The sequence below is a fragment of the Kaustia mangrovi genome (genome assembly GCF_015482775.1).
GTDB classification, from domain to species: Bacteria; Pseudomonadota; Alphaproteobacteria; order Rhizobiales; family Im1; genus Kaustia; species Kaustia mangrovi.
The window spans coordinates 3,930,372-3,946,006 of the sequence record NZ_CP058214.1; the positions used below are offsets into that span (position 1 = coordinate 3,930,372).

The 15,635-nt window shown below is 68.0% G+C and carries 19 protein-coding genes and 1 pseudogene; all 20 read left to right on the plus strand.

Going from position 1 to position 15,635, the window contains the following annotated elements:
- Positions 1-178: 178 nt before the first annotated feature.
- The 20 genes and pseudogenes from HW532_RS18525 (at position 179) to HW532_RS18610 (ending at position 15,496) form a co-directional block, all read left to right on the plus strand.
- On the plus strand, positions 179-694 hold the full coding sequence (locus HW532_RS18525) for a hypothetical protein (RefSeq protein WP_213161879.1): 516 nt from the start codon (positions 179-181) through the stop codon (positions 692-694).
- Positions 695-1,165, plus strand: a complete 471-nt coding sequence (locus tag HW532_RS18530) for a hypothetical protein (protein ID WP_213161880.1) — start codon at positions 695-697, stop codon at positions 1,163-1,165.
- Positions 1,166-1,176: 11 nt separating this feature from the next.
- Complete coding sequence (locus HW532_RS18535) at positions 1,177-1,386, plus strand: hypothetical protein (RefSeq protein ID WP_213161881.1); 210 nt, start codon at positions 1,177-1,179, stop codon at positions 1,384-1,386.
- 850 nt (positions 1,387-2,236) lie between these two features.
- Entirely contained in the window at positions 2,237-3,139 is a 903-nt protein-coding gene (locus HW532_RS18540; protein ID WP_213161882.1) for a phage protease, read from the plus strand.
- A gap of 1 nt (position 3,140) precedes the next feature.
- Positions 3,141-3,554, plus strand: a complete 414-nt coding sequence (locus tag HW532_RS18545; RefSeq protein WP_213161883.1) for a hypothetical protein — start codon at positions 3,141-3,143, stop codon at positions 3,552-3,554.
- Between the two features lie 15 nt (positions 3,555-3,569).
- Complete coding sequence (locus HW532_RS18550; RefSeq protein ID WP_213161884.1) at positions 3,570-4,463, plus strand: Mu-like prophage major head subunit gpT family protein; 894 nt, start codon at positions 3,570-3,572, stop codon at positions 4,461-4,463.
- Between the two features lie 12 nt (positions 4,464-4,475).
- Positions 4,476-4,784, plus strand: a complete 309-nt coding sequence (locus tag HW532_RS18555) for an HI1506-related protein (RefSeq protein WP_213161885.1) — start codon at positions 4,476-4,478, stop codon at positions 4,782-4,784.
- Positions 4,785-4,882: 98 nt separating this feature from the next.
- On the plus strand, positions 4,883-5,296 hold the full coding sequence (locus HW532_RS18560; protein WP_213161886.1) for a gp436 family protein: 414 nt from the start codon (positions 4,883-4,885) through the stop codon (positions 5,294-5,296).
- Positions 5,297-5,695: pseudogene (locus HW532_RS22220) on the plus strand (phage virion morphogenesis family protein); the annotation flags it as partial. It abuts the gene before it with no gap.
- A gap of 109 nt (positions 5,696-5,804) precedes the next feature.
- Positions 5,805-6,263, plus strand: coding sequence for a hypothetical protein (locus HW532_RS22225; RefSeq protein ID WP_246480016.1), 459 nt, complete (start codon positions 5,805-5,807; stop codon positions 6,261-6,263).
- On the plus strand, positions 6,260-6,844 hold the full coding sequence (locus tag HW532_RS22230) for a phage baseplate assembly protein V (protein ID WP_246479999.1): 585 nt from the start codon (positions 6,260-6,262) through the stop codon (positions 6,842-6,844). Before HW532_RS22225 ends, HW532_RS22230 begins: the two co-directional genes overlap by 4 nt.
- A 29-nt stretch (positions 6,845-6,873) precedes the next feature.
- Complete coding sequence (locus tag HW532_RS18570) at positions 6,874-7,116, plus strand: hypothetical protein (RefSeq protein WP_213161888.1); 243 nt, start codon at positions 6,874-6,876, stop codon at positions 7,114-7,116.
- Positions 7,117-7,120: 4 nt separating this feature from the next.
- Complete coding sequence (locus HW532_RS18575; protein ID WP_213161889.1) at positions 7,121-7,477, plus strand: GPW/gp25 family protein; 357 nt, start codon at positions 7,121-7,123, stop codon at positions 7,475-7,477.
- Positions 7,474-8,331, plus strand: a complete 858-nt coding sequence (locus HW532_RS18580; protein ID WP_213161890.1) for a baseplate assembly protein — start codon at positions 7,474-7,476, stop codon at positions 8,329-8,331. The genes HW532_RS18575 and HW532_RS18580 overlap by 4 nt, the downstream gene beginning before the upstream one ends.
- 97 nt (positions 8,332-8,428) lie before the next feature.
- Complete coding sequence (locus HW532_RS18585) at positions 8,429-9,541, plus strand: phage tail protein (RefSeq protein ID WP_213161891.1); 1,113 nt, start codon at positions 8,429-8,431, stop codon at positions 9,539-9,541.
- 5 nt (positions 9,542-9,546) lie between these two features.
- The gene (locus HW532_RS18590; RefSeq protein ID WP_213161892.1) at positions 9,547-12,735 is read left to right on the plus strand and encodes a DUF4815 domain-containing protein; all 3,189 of its coding nucleotides are present in this window, start codon (positions 9,547-9,549) and stop codon (positions 12,733-12,735) included.
- Positions 12,736-12,749: 14 nt separating this feature from the next.
- Positions 12,750-13,601 carry a phage tail fiber repeat family protein gene (locus HW532_RS18595; RefSeq protein ID WP_213161893.1) on the plus strand — a complete coding sequence of 284 codons (852 nt, stop codon included), beginning with the start codon at positions 12,750-12,752 and terminating at the stop codon, positions 13,599-13,601.
- On the plus strand, positions 13,598-14,305 hold the full coding sequence (locus HW532_RS18600; RefSeq protein ID WP_213161894.1) for a hypothetical protein: 708 nt from the start codon (positions 13,598-13,600) through the stop codon (positions 14,303-14,305). Before HW532_RS18595 ends, HW532_RS18600 begins: the two co-directional genes overlap by 4 nt.
- Before the next feature lie 4 nt (positions 14,306-14,309).
- Entirely contained in the window at positions 14,310-14,606 is a 297-nt protein-coding gene (locus tag HW532_RS18605; RefSeq protein WP_213161895.1) for a hypothetical protein, read from the plus strand.
- A 146-nt stretch (positions 14,607-14,752) separates the two neighbouring features.
- The gene (locus tag HW532_RS18610) at positions 14,753-15,496 is read left to right on the plus strand and encodes an outer membrane protein (RefSeq protein ID WP_213161896.1); all 744 of its coding nucleotides are present in this window, start codon (positions 14,753-14,755) and stop codon (positions 15,494-15,496) included.
- Positions 15,497-15,635: the final 139 nt, after the last annotated feature.

The following is a 15,635-nucleotide window of genomic DNA, read 5'->3' on the forward strand; positions in this document are numbered from 1 at the left end:
GATTTCGCACGGCCGCTTTCCAGAAGATAAAGTGTTGCTCCTCCATTTGCAACTCGAAGAGCTGCCGCTCTACCGAAAACGCCGGGCGACCGAAATTTCCCGCTTCGCGCAAATTCTCCTGTAGTCTTCAAGTAGGGCTGTTAAGGGGGAGAACATGAGAACATGGAGCGTTTGTGCAATGGTTGCCATCTTGGCGACAGGTTCTGTCGCAACCGTTTCAGCGGAGGATGGCCCCATCATCGTCCCGGAGCGCATCCAGGAGATCGCCCTGGAATTTCCGGTATCCAAGAGGCTTGAGATTGACTGGGCCGAGGCCGAAGCGTCCGACGTGGCGCGGTATATGGGGTTTCTCGCGGCGACCACTGTCATTGCGGAGAAAATCGCCAAAGGGAATAGTCGCGAAAGGCCCTCAGATGACGATTATCGGGCCGCGTTAACCGCCCAGTGCATAGGGCCTCCCAACAAACCCCCGCTCGTGCAGGAATACTGGGAGTCTGAGGTGCCAGCCTTCTACAACTCGAAAGTCCGGGCGACCCTGCGTGAGGCGGTCGGGCCCCTGGCCGTGGAGATTGCCAGCAACTGGGGCGAGGGCCAGGACAAGGCATGGAGTACGGTCGATGCGACTTGGCCGACGAAAGCGGACGCCTATTTCGACAAGGTCCTGAATGTGAGGCCATTGGTCGGCAATGACTGAATGACGGACTTTCTCACCTGTTTGGGCGATATCCTGACGCGTTGGCCGGCCCTCGACGTCGCGCTTGCTGTGGCGTGGTGGTGGTGGATATCACGCGCATGGCGCGGTGCACCCGCACCTCCGGACGGCGAGAAAACGGACGAGCGCCAGCTCGGCGCGATGGTCATCCAGGGGCAAGTGAACGGCATCATAACAGGCTGTTCCATCATAATCGCAGGCGCGGGTACCTTCTTTGCAATCGCTCAGAAGGCTTCCGGCGGCTTCGTCTCGACGCATATAGCGTGGGCAGGCACTTGGGCGGTCTTCGGGCTCATCGTGGCTCTATACACGACAGCGATCCTGCCTCCGAAGGTGCCTCGCTACAATGTGGTCCGAGACAAGGCGACATCTCTTGCCTGCGCAATGGCGCTGTTTTTTCCGCTGGCGGCTGGCTTGCGTTTCGCGGCCGGGCTCTGGACGTATCTGCAATAGCGGAGAGTGTCGTGAGCCGTCGAACAGGCAAGATCACAAAAAGCCAGATCGATCGCCTGTATCCCTATCAAGTCGAGATCGTCGATCCGCCCGCCGGCCCGGGTCGGCGGATCGACGATCTCTATGCCTTCCTTCACGAGCATGGCTATGCCTTCAAGACGCACGGCGGGAGCGACCGGCGGGCAGAGGGCGAACTGTTAAGATCCCAAATTCACATATAAAAGGATTCATGCCCGACCATCTGCGGTAGTGCTTGGCGAGCAAATTATACCTAGACGAGATCATCGGATTCTGCGTAGGATGACATCGCATTCTCTGGGGGGATGCAAAATCTGAGGCAACGATACTCAACCAAGGAGGGGGGCTTTGGGATGAGGCTTATCTGCCTGAAATGCAGGCACGCGCCTGATGTTTCCGGGCAACCGGAAACCCATAAGATCGCAGTGTCTCAGGAGTGCAGCGCCGAACGGCGCCGGATGCACGCCAGCAAGACGGAGCGACGATCACTCTCTCCCCCGAATATCTCGGTTTCCGAGCCTATCGAGCGCGGCAGCTTCCGCTACGCGTAATCCCGAACCGTCACTCGGTTCTGTCGCCCATCGCGACACTCGCGGATAACGGCTGTAGCGGATAGCAGTCCCACGGGTGGGGATTGTCTGGACAATCCGACGCCGGCGGTAGCCGGTCGGTCCCACGGTAAGATAGGCCGGGGGAGTATGAGTGTCTCGCTGGTGGGGGGAACGATCAGCGGGGCACTCTTTATCACGCGCCGAAACCCCGAAGACGGATACGCGCCCCGTGAGGGCTTGCCTGTGGCATGGCGGCGCCCGATCCCTTCGAGCCGGCCGCACCCGCTTTCAAACGCTTTCGATTTGCCTTCAATCGATATCGTGAGGAGAGACCGCCCGGTCGATCTGTAGCTGGGTCTGTAGCTGGGGCGGCTGGACCCCGACAGGTGTCGGGGGCATTCGGCCAGGCGGCTGTCGCCATTCTGGCCACATGACGCAGCGATCCGCAACCTTGTTTCCGGCACTGCTTGCCGTGGCCGCCGAAGGGACGGCGCCCGAATGGGTGCAACTCGTTCCGGCCGGCGAGAGCCACGCCATCGACGGCCGCACATTCCGGCTGGACAATCCCGCCGCCGTCATTGCGACATCGATGCGGCCGGGCATCGAGCTGGCGGTCGACTGGGAACATGCCCAGGATCACCGCGCCGGCGACGGCGGTATGGCGCCGGCGGCCGGCTGGATTACCGAGCTTGCCGAGCGCGACGGCGCGATCTGGGGTCGGGTTGAATGGACCGAGCGGGGCCGCGCCTCCGTCGAGGGCCGCGAGTATCGCTACATCTCCCCGAGCCTCCTGCACGACAAGGCGCGCCGCGTCGTGCGCATCATCGGCGCGGGGCTGGTCAACCGGCCGGCGCTCGTGATGCCGGCTCTTGCACGCGAAACCACTCCCAAGGAGCCAGAGATGGACAAGGAACTCCTGGCGGCGCTCGGGCTCGAGCCCGACGCCTCCAAAGCCGACGCGCTCGAGGCCGTCGGCAAGCTGAAGGGCGACCTTCAGTCGGCCCAGGCCCGAGCGGAAACGCCGAGCCTGGACAAGTTCGTGCCGCGCGCGGATTACGACGCGGCGCTCACCCGGGCCACGGCCGCCGAGCAGACGCTGGCGGAGCGCGAAGACGCAGTCCGCGAGGCGGAGATCGCCGAGCTCGTCGACGGTGCGGTGAAGGCCGGCAAGATCGCCCCGGCCAATCGCGACTTCTATGTCGCGACCGCCCGCGAGGAGGGCGGGCTGGAGCGGCTCAAGACCTTCGTGGAGAGCGCCCCGCAGGTCGTCGCCAAATCCGGCCTCGACGACAAGGATGCGCCCGGCGGCCCCGGCGCGCTGACCGATACGGAGAAAGCCGTCTGCCGCCAGCTCGGCATGACGGAGGAGGACTACGCCAAGTCCAGGAACGAGGAGACCGCTTGACATGACGGCGCTGACACGGGACCGCAACACGCCGCGCGCGGCCGGCGACATCGACGAGCACGACGCCAAGGGCGGCGTGCGCATCTTCGCCGGCTCCATCGTCTGCCTGGACGCCACCGGCCATGCCGTGCCGGGCGCGACGGCGGCCGATCTCACCGCGGCCGGCCGGGCGGAAGCCCATATCGACAATCGCGACGGGGCAGACGCGGATCTCCGCGTGCCGACACGGCGCGGCATCTTCCGCGTCGCCAATGACGGGGCCGACCCGGTCGACCGCACCCATATCGGCGCCGACTGCTACGTGGTCGACGACCAGACCGTGGCGGCGACCGATGGCGGCGGCACGCGTTCCGTCGCCGGCCCGGTCGTCAATATCGACGCGCTCGGCGTCTGGGTCCGCCTCGGCGTCGTCTAACTCAAGGGACATCCCATGCTGATCAACAGGACCAATCTCGACGCCATTCGCGTCGGCTTCAAATCGTCCTTCCAGGCCGGCCTCGGCCAGGCGCCATCGCAGTACAAGCGCGTCGCCACCGTCGTGCCGTCCTCGACGAAGGAACAGAAATACGGCTGGCTCGGCAAGGTTCCCAATGTGCGCGAATGGGTCGGCCCGCGCGCGCTCCAGAACCTCCAGGAGCACGACTACGCCATCAAGGAGAAGCCCTGGGAGCTGACCATCGCGGTCGACCGCGACGACATCGAGACCGACAATCTCGGCATCTACAAGCCGATGTTCGAGGAGATGGGTTCGTCGGCCGGTTCGCACTACGACCTGATCACCTTCTCCACGCTGAAGAAGGGCTTCGAGCTGCCCTGCTATGACGGGCAGGCCTATTTCGATACCGACCATCCGGTGCTCGACGAGGACGGCAACGAGACCTCCGTCGCCAATACCGATGGCGGCGCTGGCGCGCCCTGGTTCCTGATGGCGGCCAACAGGCCGCTCAAGCCCGTCATCCTCCAGAAGCGCAAGGACTTCGAGTTCGTCGCCAAGGACGATCTCAAGGACGATAACGTCTTCATGAACAAGGAGTTCGTGTACGGCACGGACGCCCGGTTCAACACGGGCTTCGGCTTCTGGCAGATGTGCTGGGGCTCCGCCCAGCCGCTCACACCCGCCAACTACGAGACGGGCCGCACGGCGCTGACCGCCATGAAGGGCGACTATGGCCGTCCGCTCGGCCTGATGCCCAATCTCCTGGTCGTCGGACCGGGCAACGAGGGCGCCGGGCGCGACATCCTCAAATCCATGCTCGTCAATGGCGGCGAGAGCAACAAATGGGCGGGAACGGCCGAGTTGCTCGTCGTGCCCTGGCTCGCGTAACCGGAGGCCCCCATGGCAGCGAAAAGCCAGACAAAGGCGGCTGAGAACAAGGCCGCCACCACCGATGCACCCCAGCCGCCAGCCCAGGGCGGAGCCGGCGATACGGCCGGCTCCGCAAAGGGCAACGAGGCAGGGGCCGGCACGGATGTGCTGGAAGTCACCGCGCGGCAGGACCGCCGCCGGCGGGCCGGCTTCGCCTTCGGGCGAGCGGCTGTCCGGATCCCAGTCGCCGATCTCACAGAAGCACAGATCGGCGCGATCGAGGCGGACCCGCAGCTCGTCGCCACGCGCAAGACGGCGGACGGCAAGCCCGAGACTTGAGGTTCTCCCCGGAGCGGCCGGCCGTCAGCCGCTCCACTCGGGCCCCCGGCGACGGTGTGCGCCGGGGGCATTTTCGTCCAGCGAGGTGAGCTCTCCCCATGTACGCGACCGAGGCCGATATCGACCGGCTCTATCCGGGCCAGCTCGACCGTCTCGCCTGGGACATGGAGGCGGAGGCGCGCGACACCGCGCGGATCGCCGCCGCGCTCTCCGACGCCACGGCCTTCGTCAACTCCTATATCGCGGCGCGCTACCCGCTGCCGCTGTCGACAGTGCCCGACGTGCTGGTCACCCTCTGCGTCGACATCGCGCTCTGGCGCCTCGCCTCGACCGCCGATCTCCTCACCGAGGAGATCTCCTACCGCCACAAGCACGCTCACGACTGGCTGAAGGACGTCGCCGCCGGCCGCGCCGCCCTCGATGTCCCCGCCGGCACGCCCGAGGCGACCGCCCCGGACCTTCCCGAGCTCGACGCGCCCGAGCGCCTGTTCCGCCGCGAAAGGGGGCTCTAGATGTCGTCTGTCTCCATATCGGCCGATGTCGAGGGGCTCGCGCAAGCGGTCGCGGCCATCGACCGGCTTGCCGAGCTGCCCACAAACGACCTGCTCGACGTGATCGGGGCGACGGGCGAAAGCCAGACGCGCCGGCGGATCGAGGAGGAAAAGACCGCGCCGGACGGCACGCCCTGGGCGCCGAACCGGGCCGGCACCTCCATCCTGCTTCAGACCGGACGGCACCTGCGCGACTCCATCGGCTATCGCGTCGGTTCGGACGAAGTCGAGTGGGGCTCCGCCTGGGAGCATGCGGACGTCCACCAGTTCGGCATGACGATCAAGCCGCGCAATGCCAAAGCGCTGAGCTTCGAGATCGGCGGCGAGACGGTCTTCGCCCGCGAGGTGACGATCCCCACGCGGCCGTTCCTGGGGCTCTCGGCCGACAACGAGGCGGAGATCGCGGAGGTGATCGACGACTTCATCGACGCGACCATCGGGGGCACCCCCTCGGGGGGACGCCATGAGCATGCCCAGGATCGCGGATCTCCTGGACGCCATCGTCGCCGAGCTCGGCGCGCTCGACGGCATCGAGGATTGCGACCGCCATGGCGGCCGGTTCGATGTCGCCGAACTCAAGCGTTTCGCGGTCAAGGCACCCGCCATCCGGGTCGCCGCGCTCGGCATCCGCGCGGTGAGCCAGGTCGACACCGGCGAGCAGGATGCGCGCCTTCGCATCGGTGCCTTCATCGCGACGAAGGACCGCCCGGAGCGGACGCGCGACGATGCCGCGCTCGCCTACGTCCAGCGCGTGATCGAGACCGCCCAGCTCGGCCGCTGGGGGCAGCTCAAGGTGCACCCGGCGCGCGATCTCACCGCCGAGAGCCTCTATTCCGGCGAGGTCCAGACGACCGGCATCGCGCTTTGGGGCGTGGTGTGGACCCAGACGGTGCGCATCGGCGACCCGGACACGGAGATCGCCCCATGAGCTGGGCGGGCGACATCGAGATCCAGCTCGCCGAGGTGGAGCGCCGGCTCGCCAATACGGTGCGCGTCGGCAAGGTGGCCGAGCTCGACGCCGCCAGGGGGCTGGTGCGCGTGGAGATCGCGCAAGACCGCGACGGCAACCCGGTGCTCACCCCCTGGCTGCCCTGGAGCGAGCGCGCCGGCGGCATCCGCACATGGTCCCCGCCGAGCGTCGGCGAGCAGGTGCGCGTCGTCTCGCCCTCCGGCGAGGTGGCGCAGGGCTGGGTCGATCCGGGCGGCTTCTCATCCGATCACCCGGCACCGTCCGACGATGGCGGCCGCCATGTCATCGACAATGGCGAGGTCCGCGTGGAGATCGCCCGCGACGAGGTGATCGTGACGCGCGCCGGCGACGTCGTCGAGATGCGCGACGGCTATATCCGCCTGCTCCAGCACGACAACGATGCCCGCCTCGTCGCCCATGCCGACCAGGCCAAGATCGCCTGGGCGCTGCCGACCGAACGCGCCGTCTTCGTCGATGGCGATGGCATCTGGCTCACCGAGGATGCGGGCCGGAAGGACGATCCGTTCCCGGACATTTGATGTCGTGGACATTTGAAGGAGGTTTCGAAGTGGCTTCGAAAGAGCTTTACAAGATCGTCGACGGCGTCTGGATCGCCGGCAAGTGGCACGAGCCGGGCGACAAGGTCGCGCTCACCCCGCAGGAGCGCAAATATCTGCCCTATTGGGCGCTCGCCCCGGTCAAGGCCCCCGCGAAAAAGCCGGCCGAGAAGACCGCGGCCAAGGCCCCGCCGGAGCCCGAGCGCCAGGCGAAGCCCGCCGCCAAGCCCGCCGCCAAGACGTCCCGGAGCTGATCCCATGCCCGGCCTCGATCGCGAGACGGGGAGCGCGACGGATGGCTTCGACCATGTCGTCCAGTCCATCGGCGTGATCCTCACCACGCCCAAGGCCACGCGCGTCATGCGCCGGGAGTTCGGCTCCGACGTGCCCGCGCTGCTCGACCGGCCGCTCAACGCCGCGACCGTGGTCGACGTGATGGTCGCGGCCGCCGACGCCATCGACCGGTGGGAGCCGCGCTTCCGGGCGGAGAGCATCGACGTCGCCGGCGGGCCGGACGGGCGGCTCGATATCGCGGTCTCCGGCACATATTTCCCGCGCGGCCATCTCGGCGACTTCACGCGGGCAAGCGAGGCACGCGCGGAGATGAGCCTGTGACCGGCATCACATTCACGGATCTGGAGAACCTCGATCCCCCGCAGATCGTCGACGAGCTGGACTACGAGACGCTGCTCGCCGCGATCCGCGCCGACCTGCTCGCGCGCTTCCCGGATGTGGAGGGGCTCATCGATCTGGAAAGCGAGCCGGCCCGCTATCTGATCGAGGCGGTCGCCTATCGCGAGCTCCTGCTGCGCGCCCGCGTCAACGATGCGGTGCGCGCCAACATGCTCGCCTTCGCCGGCGGCTCCGATCTCGACCATCTCGCCGCCTTCTACGACGTGGTGCGTCTGGCGGCTGAGAGCGACGAGGCGCTCAGGCGGCGCACCGTGCTCGCCATTGCCGGGCGCTCGCCCGGCGGCACCGCGCCGCGCTACCGCTCCGTCGCGCTCGGGGCCGATATCCGCGTCGCCGACGCCATCGCCTGGCGCGACGATCTCTCGCCCGTCGTCCGGGTCGCCGTCTTCGCGACCGACAATGGCGGCATGGCGGACGCCGCGCTTCTGGAGGCGGTGCGCGTGGCGCTGAACGACCCGGCGGTGCGCATGGTCAACGACACGATCGCGGTGCGCTCGGCCGTCACCACGACGGTCGATGTCGAGGCCGATATCTGGCTCCTGCCGGAGACGCCCAACTCCGTCTTCGACGTGCTGGAGGAGACCTTGCGCGAGGCCTGGGCCGCCGAGAGCGGCCTCGGCTTCGACATGACGCGCTCGTGGCTCACCGCCCGGCTCATGGTCTCCGGCGTTCACCGTGTCGAGATCCGTGCGCCGGCCGAGAATGTCGTTCTGCCGCCCTTCGAGGCCGCGCGTTTCGGCACCATCACTCTCAACAATGCCGGGCGGGATTATTGATGGCTCTCTTGCGTCTAGAACGGCACCGGCCCGCTCCCCCACCCGGCCACCCAAAGGAGCGGGCCGGTGCCTTGTGCCCCATTGAGCGGAGGGGCCGATGAGTGCGCACCTCCTGCCGCCCAATGCCACGGAGCTCGACAAGGCCTTCTCGCTCACCTTCGACCCGGCGCCCGAGCTCACCCCGGCCATCGACGCCATGCGTGGGGCGAAGCTCGTCGCGCCGCCGCCGAGCTGGCTGCCCTGGCTGGTCTACGAGTACGGGCTCGGTGAGCTCACGCCCTACGTCCCCAATCTCTACGACCTGATCCGCGAGGGGATCGACTGGCAGCGGATCCGGGGAACGCCCGCGGCCCTTGCCATGGGGCTCGGCTGGATCGGCTATGCGGGCGATATCGAGGAATGGCCGACCCGGCGGCGCGCCTGGAGCCGCTTCCAGCTCCGGCTCGACCGGGTACGCGATACGGAAGACCCCGACCTTGACCGCATCGAGGGCATCGCCACGCTCTCCCCGCCGCTGCGCTCGCGCTTCTGGCGCGGGTTTCACGGCTATGACGTCCGGCCGCTGGACTGGAGCTGGCAGCGCTGGAGCGGTGCGCGCTGGGCGTCCTTCTCCGGCGTGCGCCTCCGCGAGGGCGGCCCCAAATGGTCCTTCGAGCGCACTCACGATGTGGACCGCACGCTGACGCAAGGCGAGCTCGAGGCGGTCGGCGCCTGGATCGAGCCGACCGGCGGGGCGAGCCTCTCCTGGGGGCCGTTCCCGTGGACAACACCCGGCATCGCCTGGACCGACAGCGGCGAGGAGGCCCGCCGGCGCGCCATCGCCGCCAATCTGGCCGCCCGCGACATCTATGTGGCGCTGATCGACGGCAACGACCAGGTGATCGGCTATCGCCGGGCGCGCGCCGTCCATGCCGTCTCGCTCGAAGCGGCCGGCGCTTACGAGGTCGACGGGGTGCGCTGGTCGCCGGACGCGGAGGGCAAGGCCGTCTATGTGGAGGCGCTGACCGGCTTCGGAGATGGCGCCGGGTCGACCGTCGCGGCCGTCGCGCTCGCCTTCGATGCCGCACCCGTCGATCCCGCCCGGCCGGGCCTTCTCTGGGCCGGCCCCGGCGAGCTCTCCACGCCCACCGGCCTCGTCGCCGAGACCCCGATCGCCATCGCGCTCGGGGAGACCGTGCGCGAGCGCATCCGATTCATCCTGAGGAGCTGACCCCAATGGCCCACGAGCACCGCTCCGGACTTTCCGACGCCTATGACCGCATTGCCGAGCGGCCCCACCATGCCCGGCTGGTCTTCCGCGAGAACCGGCTCGGCCAGGCGGCCGAGCTCAACGAGCTCCAGTCCATCGCCGAGGCGCGAGGGCAACGCATCGGCAATCTGATCGGGCGCGACGGCGACCGGGTGGAGGGCGCGGAGATCGTCGTCGACGCGCAAGCCGGAATAGTGACGCTCACTGCCGGCCGCGTCTATCTGCGCGGCGATGTGCGCGCCGTCTCCGAGGCGGTGCTCGCCGGCGTCCCCATGGCGGGCGATGTCCGCATCGGCGTGCGCTACCGGGTGAGCGTCGTCACCGAGGTGGAGGATCCCGAACTGACGGGGCTCGCGCCCGGCACGGACGCGGAGGGCGAGCCGGGCGCGGCGCGCGAGGTGGAGAGCGTCGTCTGGGGCTTCGAGGGCGACGGGCTCGCCGGCGAGCTTTACGGCGTCTATCTGCTGCGCGACGGCGTTGCCATCGACCAGACGCCGCCGCCCAACCTCTCCGGCGTCAATGCGGCCATCGCGCAATATGACCGCGACGCCAACGGCAACTATATCGTGGAGGGCTGCCGGGTGACGGCGCTCGGCAAGGTGGGCGGGGACCGGATCTTCGCGATCTCCGAGGGCGTCGCGAACATCATGGGGTTCAAGCGGACGCGGCACGTCGCCTTGAGGCATGCCGAGCCGGAGGCGTTCGACGCCGGCGTGGTCGATGCCGAGCCCCACACTTTTGCCGATGGCGGCTCGGGCACCGTGACCATTCCGCTCTCGCACACGCCCGTCGCCTCTATCCTCAATGCCATCGTCACGAAAGAGGTGACGGAGAGCGTCGTGCACGGCGCGGTCTCCGGCGCGAGCGACGAGCTCGGCAACACCTCCGTCACGGAGATCGTCTCGGTGACGCAAGGGGGAACCACCTATGCGGAGGGTGCCGACTACACCCTCAATGCCGACCGAGTCGACTGGTCGGCCGGCGGCGACGAGCCGGCGCCCGGCTCGAGCTACGACGTGACCTATCGCTATCTCGACGCGGTGGTGCCCGACACTTTCGACGACGACACGGTCACGCTCTCCGGCGGCGTGACGGGCGCGACCGTGCTCGTCTCCTACGAGTGGAAGCTGCCGCGCGTGGATCTCCTCTGCCTCGACCAGGATGGCAACGCGGTCTATCTCAAGGGCGTTTCCGCGCGCTCGCGGCCGACCGCCCCCGTCGCGCCGGTCACGCTCCTGCCGCTGGCGGAGATCTCCAATGGCTGGCGGGGCAAGCCGGCGGTCGCCAATACCGGCGTGCGCTCAGTGCATTACGACGTGCTCTGGCGTTATCTCAACCGTCTCGTCGACGCGCTCGACCTGATCGCGCTGGAGCGCCTGCGCCGCGACATCGACTCGCGCGAACCGGTGGCCAAGAAGGGCGTCTTCGTCGATCCCTTCACCTCCGACCGCTACCGCGATGCCGGCGAGGCGCAGTCCGCGGCCGTCTTTTCCGGCGCCATGCAGCTCGCCGTCGACCCGACCTTCTATGCGCCGCCACTCGCCGCCCCCGTCACGCTCGACTGGACGGAAGAGGTCGTGATCGCCCAGGAGCTCGCGACCGCGTGCCAGAAGATCAATCCTTACGCCAATTTCACGCCGCTGCCGGCCGGCCTGGCGCTCGATCCGGCAGCCGACTTCTGGGTCGAGCACGAGACCGAATGGACGTCGCCGGTCTCGCGCCAGTTCGGCTCCGGCTCGCGGACCCGCACGACGACGCGCGACGAGCTGGTCGACGAGCGCGAGGAGCTGCTCGAGTTCCTGCGCGAGATCGACGTCGGTTTCCAGATCTCCGGCTTCGGCCCTGGCGAGGAGCTCGACAGCCTCACCTTCGACGGCATCGACGTCACCCCCGCCGGTCCGCTTGCCGCCGATGCGCAAGGCGAGATTGCCGGCAGCTTTGCGATCCCCGCGAATGTGACGGCCGGCCAGAAGCTCGTGCGCGCGGAGGGTGCCGGCGGGGCCTTCGCCGAGGCCGCATTCGTCGGCCAGGGCGTCGTCGAGATCGACGTCATGAGGCGCGTCACCACGACCAGGCGCAGCCAGCCGAGCCGCTCCACGCGCCGGTCCATGTCCGGCGAGACGGGCGGCGGCGGAGCCGGCGCGGACCCGATCGCGCAGACCTTCATCCTGCCCGAGCCGCGCCATGTCGCCGGCGTGGATCTCAAATTCTGCCTGATCGGCGACACGGCAAACGGCGTGCTCGTCCAGCTCGTCACCGTGGAGAACGGCATCCCGACCACGGAAGTGATCGCCGAGGCCTTCGTGAACATGGCCACCGTGGTGCTCGACCAGTGGACGGCGATCCGCTTCCCGCTGCCCGTCTTCCTGCCGGCGGACCGGGAGTATGCGTTTGTCGTGAAGACCGACGATGCCGACCATTCCATCGCCATCGGCCGGGTGGGCGACTTCGACGCGGAGGCTCAGGAGTGGGTCTCCGCCCAGCCCTACAGCGTCGGCGTCATGCTGTCGTCGTCCAACGCCCGCACCTGGACGCCGCATCAGGCCGAGGACGTCACCTTCCGCCTCGTCGCCGCTGCCTTCGCCCCCGCCACCAAGGTGGTCGATCTCGGCCAGCACGATCTCGTCGACGCCTCCGACCTCATGGCGCGCGCGACCGTGGAGCTGCCGACGGCGGAGGCGCGCATGCAGTTCGAGATCGAGCGCGCCGACGGCTCGGTCACCCGGCTCGAGCCCGGCCAGGTCTGGGAGCTCGACCAATACATCACCGAGACGGTCGCCCTGCGCGCCGTGCTCACCGGCACGGCGACCATCTCGCCCATCCTCTATCCGGGCGTGCTCCTGGTCGCCGGCAAGATCCGCACCGAGGGCTCCTACGTCTCCCGCGCCTTCGCGATGGGCACCGGCATCCGGCTCGCCTCTTACCTCAAGGCGCTCCTGCCGGCGGGCTCCGGCCTCACGGTCGAGGTCGATGCCGGCGACGGCAACTGGCAGGCGGTCCCCTCCGGCGGCTCGACGCTCATCGAGGACGGATGGACGGAGAGGGAATACGAGCTCAACCCCCATAGCGCGCAGGAGGGCCGGCTGCGGCTGACGCTGACCGGCGGGCCGGCCGCCCGGCCCGCGGTCGCCGACCTGCGCGCGGTCTCGATCTAGAGGAGGCGGTGCCCATGGCCATCATCGACAACAGGACGCCCGCGCAAGACTATCTTCTGCCCGATGGCGCCAATGACCTGGAGGACGATGTCCTCCGGCTCGTCGCCGCGCTGTCGGCCATCGACACCGACGTGGCGGCGATCCTCGCCTCGCTCGCCGGCAAGGCGGATGTGGGGCATGGCCACGCCATCGGCGACATTGCCGGCCTCCAGGGCGCGCTCGACGGCAAGATGGATGCCGGCGCGACCTTCACTCTGGACGGCCTCTCCGACGTCGACGTGGCGGGTGCGGCGAACAACCAGGTGCTGATGCGTTCCGCCGGCCAGTGGATCCCGGCGAGCCTCGACGCCGCTCATATCGTCTCCGGCACCTTCGCCGAGGCGCGCATGCCGGCCTATCTCACATCGGCCGCGCTCGGGAACTCCTTCGCGCCCCTCTCGCACACCCATGCGATCGCCGGCGTGACGGGCCTCCAGACCGCGCTCGACGCCAAGGGCAGCCTCGCCTCGCCGGGCCTGTGGTCGGCGGTGCAGTTCGGCGGCGTGCAGCCGCTCGCCGACGGCGCCAGCGTCACGCCGGACATGAATGGCGGCCAGCACTGGTACTGGCTACTCGGCGCGGACGGCAACCTGCTCGAGGCGCCGGCCAACCTGCCCGCCGCCGGCACGGCCTCGGGCGCCGGCATTCTGGAGATCGCGATGTCGGGCGGCGCCTTCGTCCCGGCCTTCGATGCCATCTACAAGCAGGCCGATGGCGAGTCCGTCGACCCGCCGGCGAGCGCGGACGGCGAGACCACGCTCTATTCCTGGCTGCTCACCGCCGGCGGCGCGATCGTGCTCACAAAGATCGGGGACGGCCTCGCATGACGGTGCTCGCGCCTTACTACACGCTCGCCACGCCCCGGCTCTCGGGCTTCCTCTATATCGGCGACGATATGCAGACCAATGCGGCCAACCAGGCTTCCATGCTGTTTCCGGCAATGCCGATCGGCAAGCCGCAGGCCGACCGGCTCGTCATCTCGCTGCTCATGTCGTCGCGCTATTCGAGCGAGGGCCAATCGGGGAGTAACTCCTGGATCGAGGACGCCTTCATCGGCGGCGTGGCGGCGACGCGCAATGACGGCATTTCCTCCACCGAAAGGGCGCCAACCGCCATCGCCTCGCGAATCGTGCCCACGGGCCGCACGGCCGACATTGCCTACACGCTGCACAACCCGCAGCGCGGAGCGGCTGTCGGCGTCGGAGTTTTCTACGGGCTGTCCTCCGATGTCGCCGCCGACAGCGACCGGCTGCGCTTCTCGTCCGATCACACGCCGAGCCTGGCGATCACTATCCCCGCCGGCGGCATCGGTCTCTGGTCGGTCGGCATCGGAAACGACAGGGACTCGACACTGGCCTGGACCGGCGCGCCCGAAATCGCCCGCCGGGTCGATCCGGGATCCTTCGTCTGGTCGGCCGCCCTGGTCGTCAACGACACCGGAAGCGATCTTGTCGATCACGTGGCCGAAGCGAGCTGGACCTTCGACTCGCCGTGCACCATGTGCGCCGCTTCCTTCGCGCCTGGAGCCTGAGCCCATGCCTGCCTGGATCCGAGCCATAGGACGGGATGCGCTCCTTCATGCCGCCGCTGCCGCTGTCCTCACCGTCGCGATCGGCCTGGCCGAGCTGGCGTTTGGCACGCTCACCGCCTGGGGCCCGGCCATCGTGTCCTCCTGGTTCTTCCTGCGCGAGCTGACCCAGTGGCAGGCGCGCTATGCCGACAATGACGTGCGGAAGGGCTGGGCATTCTGGCGGGAGTGGAGCGCGGAGAAGCAGGCGGAGGCGTTCGTGCCGGTTGCGGCCGCTTGGGCCGTGTGGGCGGCAATCTCCTGACGCAATCCCGGCGCACCGGCCCTGTAGCGCAATTGCCACAGATGGGAAGAATTGCCCATCGGTACTTCGTTTTTCGAACGAGATCGGTAAAATCTGGCCTGGTAACGAGAGGGGCAGCATACGGGGATCCCATGAAGAAGCTACTGTTGACAAGTGCAGCCGCCGCGGCGGTGGGTGCGTTCGTGACCACCGGCGCGCAGGCCGCAGACCTCTATGTTCCGGCACCGCCTCCGCCGGCTCCCGTCTGGTCCTGGGCCGGCCCCTATGTCGGTGTTCATGCCGGCGTGGTTGACGGGGACATAGACGACAATCTCGGCACCAATACCCCGACCCCCGTTTTCACCGATGTGCGCGCTTCTGCCGGCCCCTCCACCAATGCCGACTCCATGGACCCGAACGGGATCATGGGCGGCATCCAGGCGGGCTACAATTTCCAGTTCGACAGCATCGTGCTGGGCATCGAGGGCGATGTGAGCCTCGGGGACGTCGACGACACGATCTATCCCTTCGTGCTCACCCCCGCAGACCGGATGGAAGCCCAGATGGACTGGATGGCGACGATCCGCGGCCGTCTCGGCTGGGCGATGGACCGCACGCTGTTCTATGTGACCGGCGGTATGGCCTTCACCGATCTTGAGCTGAAGGTCGACCTCGCGCGAGGTATTGACAGCGACAAGGACAAGAACTCCTATTTCGGCTGGACCGTCGGCGGCGGCGTCGAACACGCTTTCACCGACAATATCAGCCTGAAGGCAGAATATCTCTACACCGACTTCGGCAAGGAGAAGTTCAGCTTCTTCGGCGGCGGCATCGAGGAACCGCCCGAGGTCAGCGGCGATGCCAAGCTGAAGACCCACACCTTCCGCGTGGGCGTGAACTACCTGTTCTAGGCGAATACCGCCCCCGGTTGTCTGGAACAGGAGAAAGGCCATCGGGCAACCGGTGGCCTTTCGTTTATGGCGGCGGGCAAGAGAGGCGCCTTCGCCGCACTCCCCGACACCTGTCGGGGGCACCGCAGCGCATCCAGAT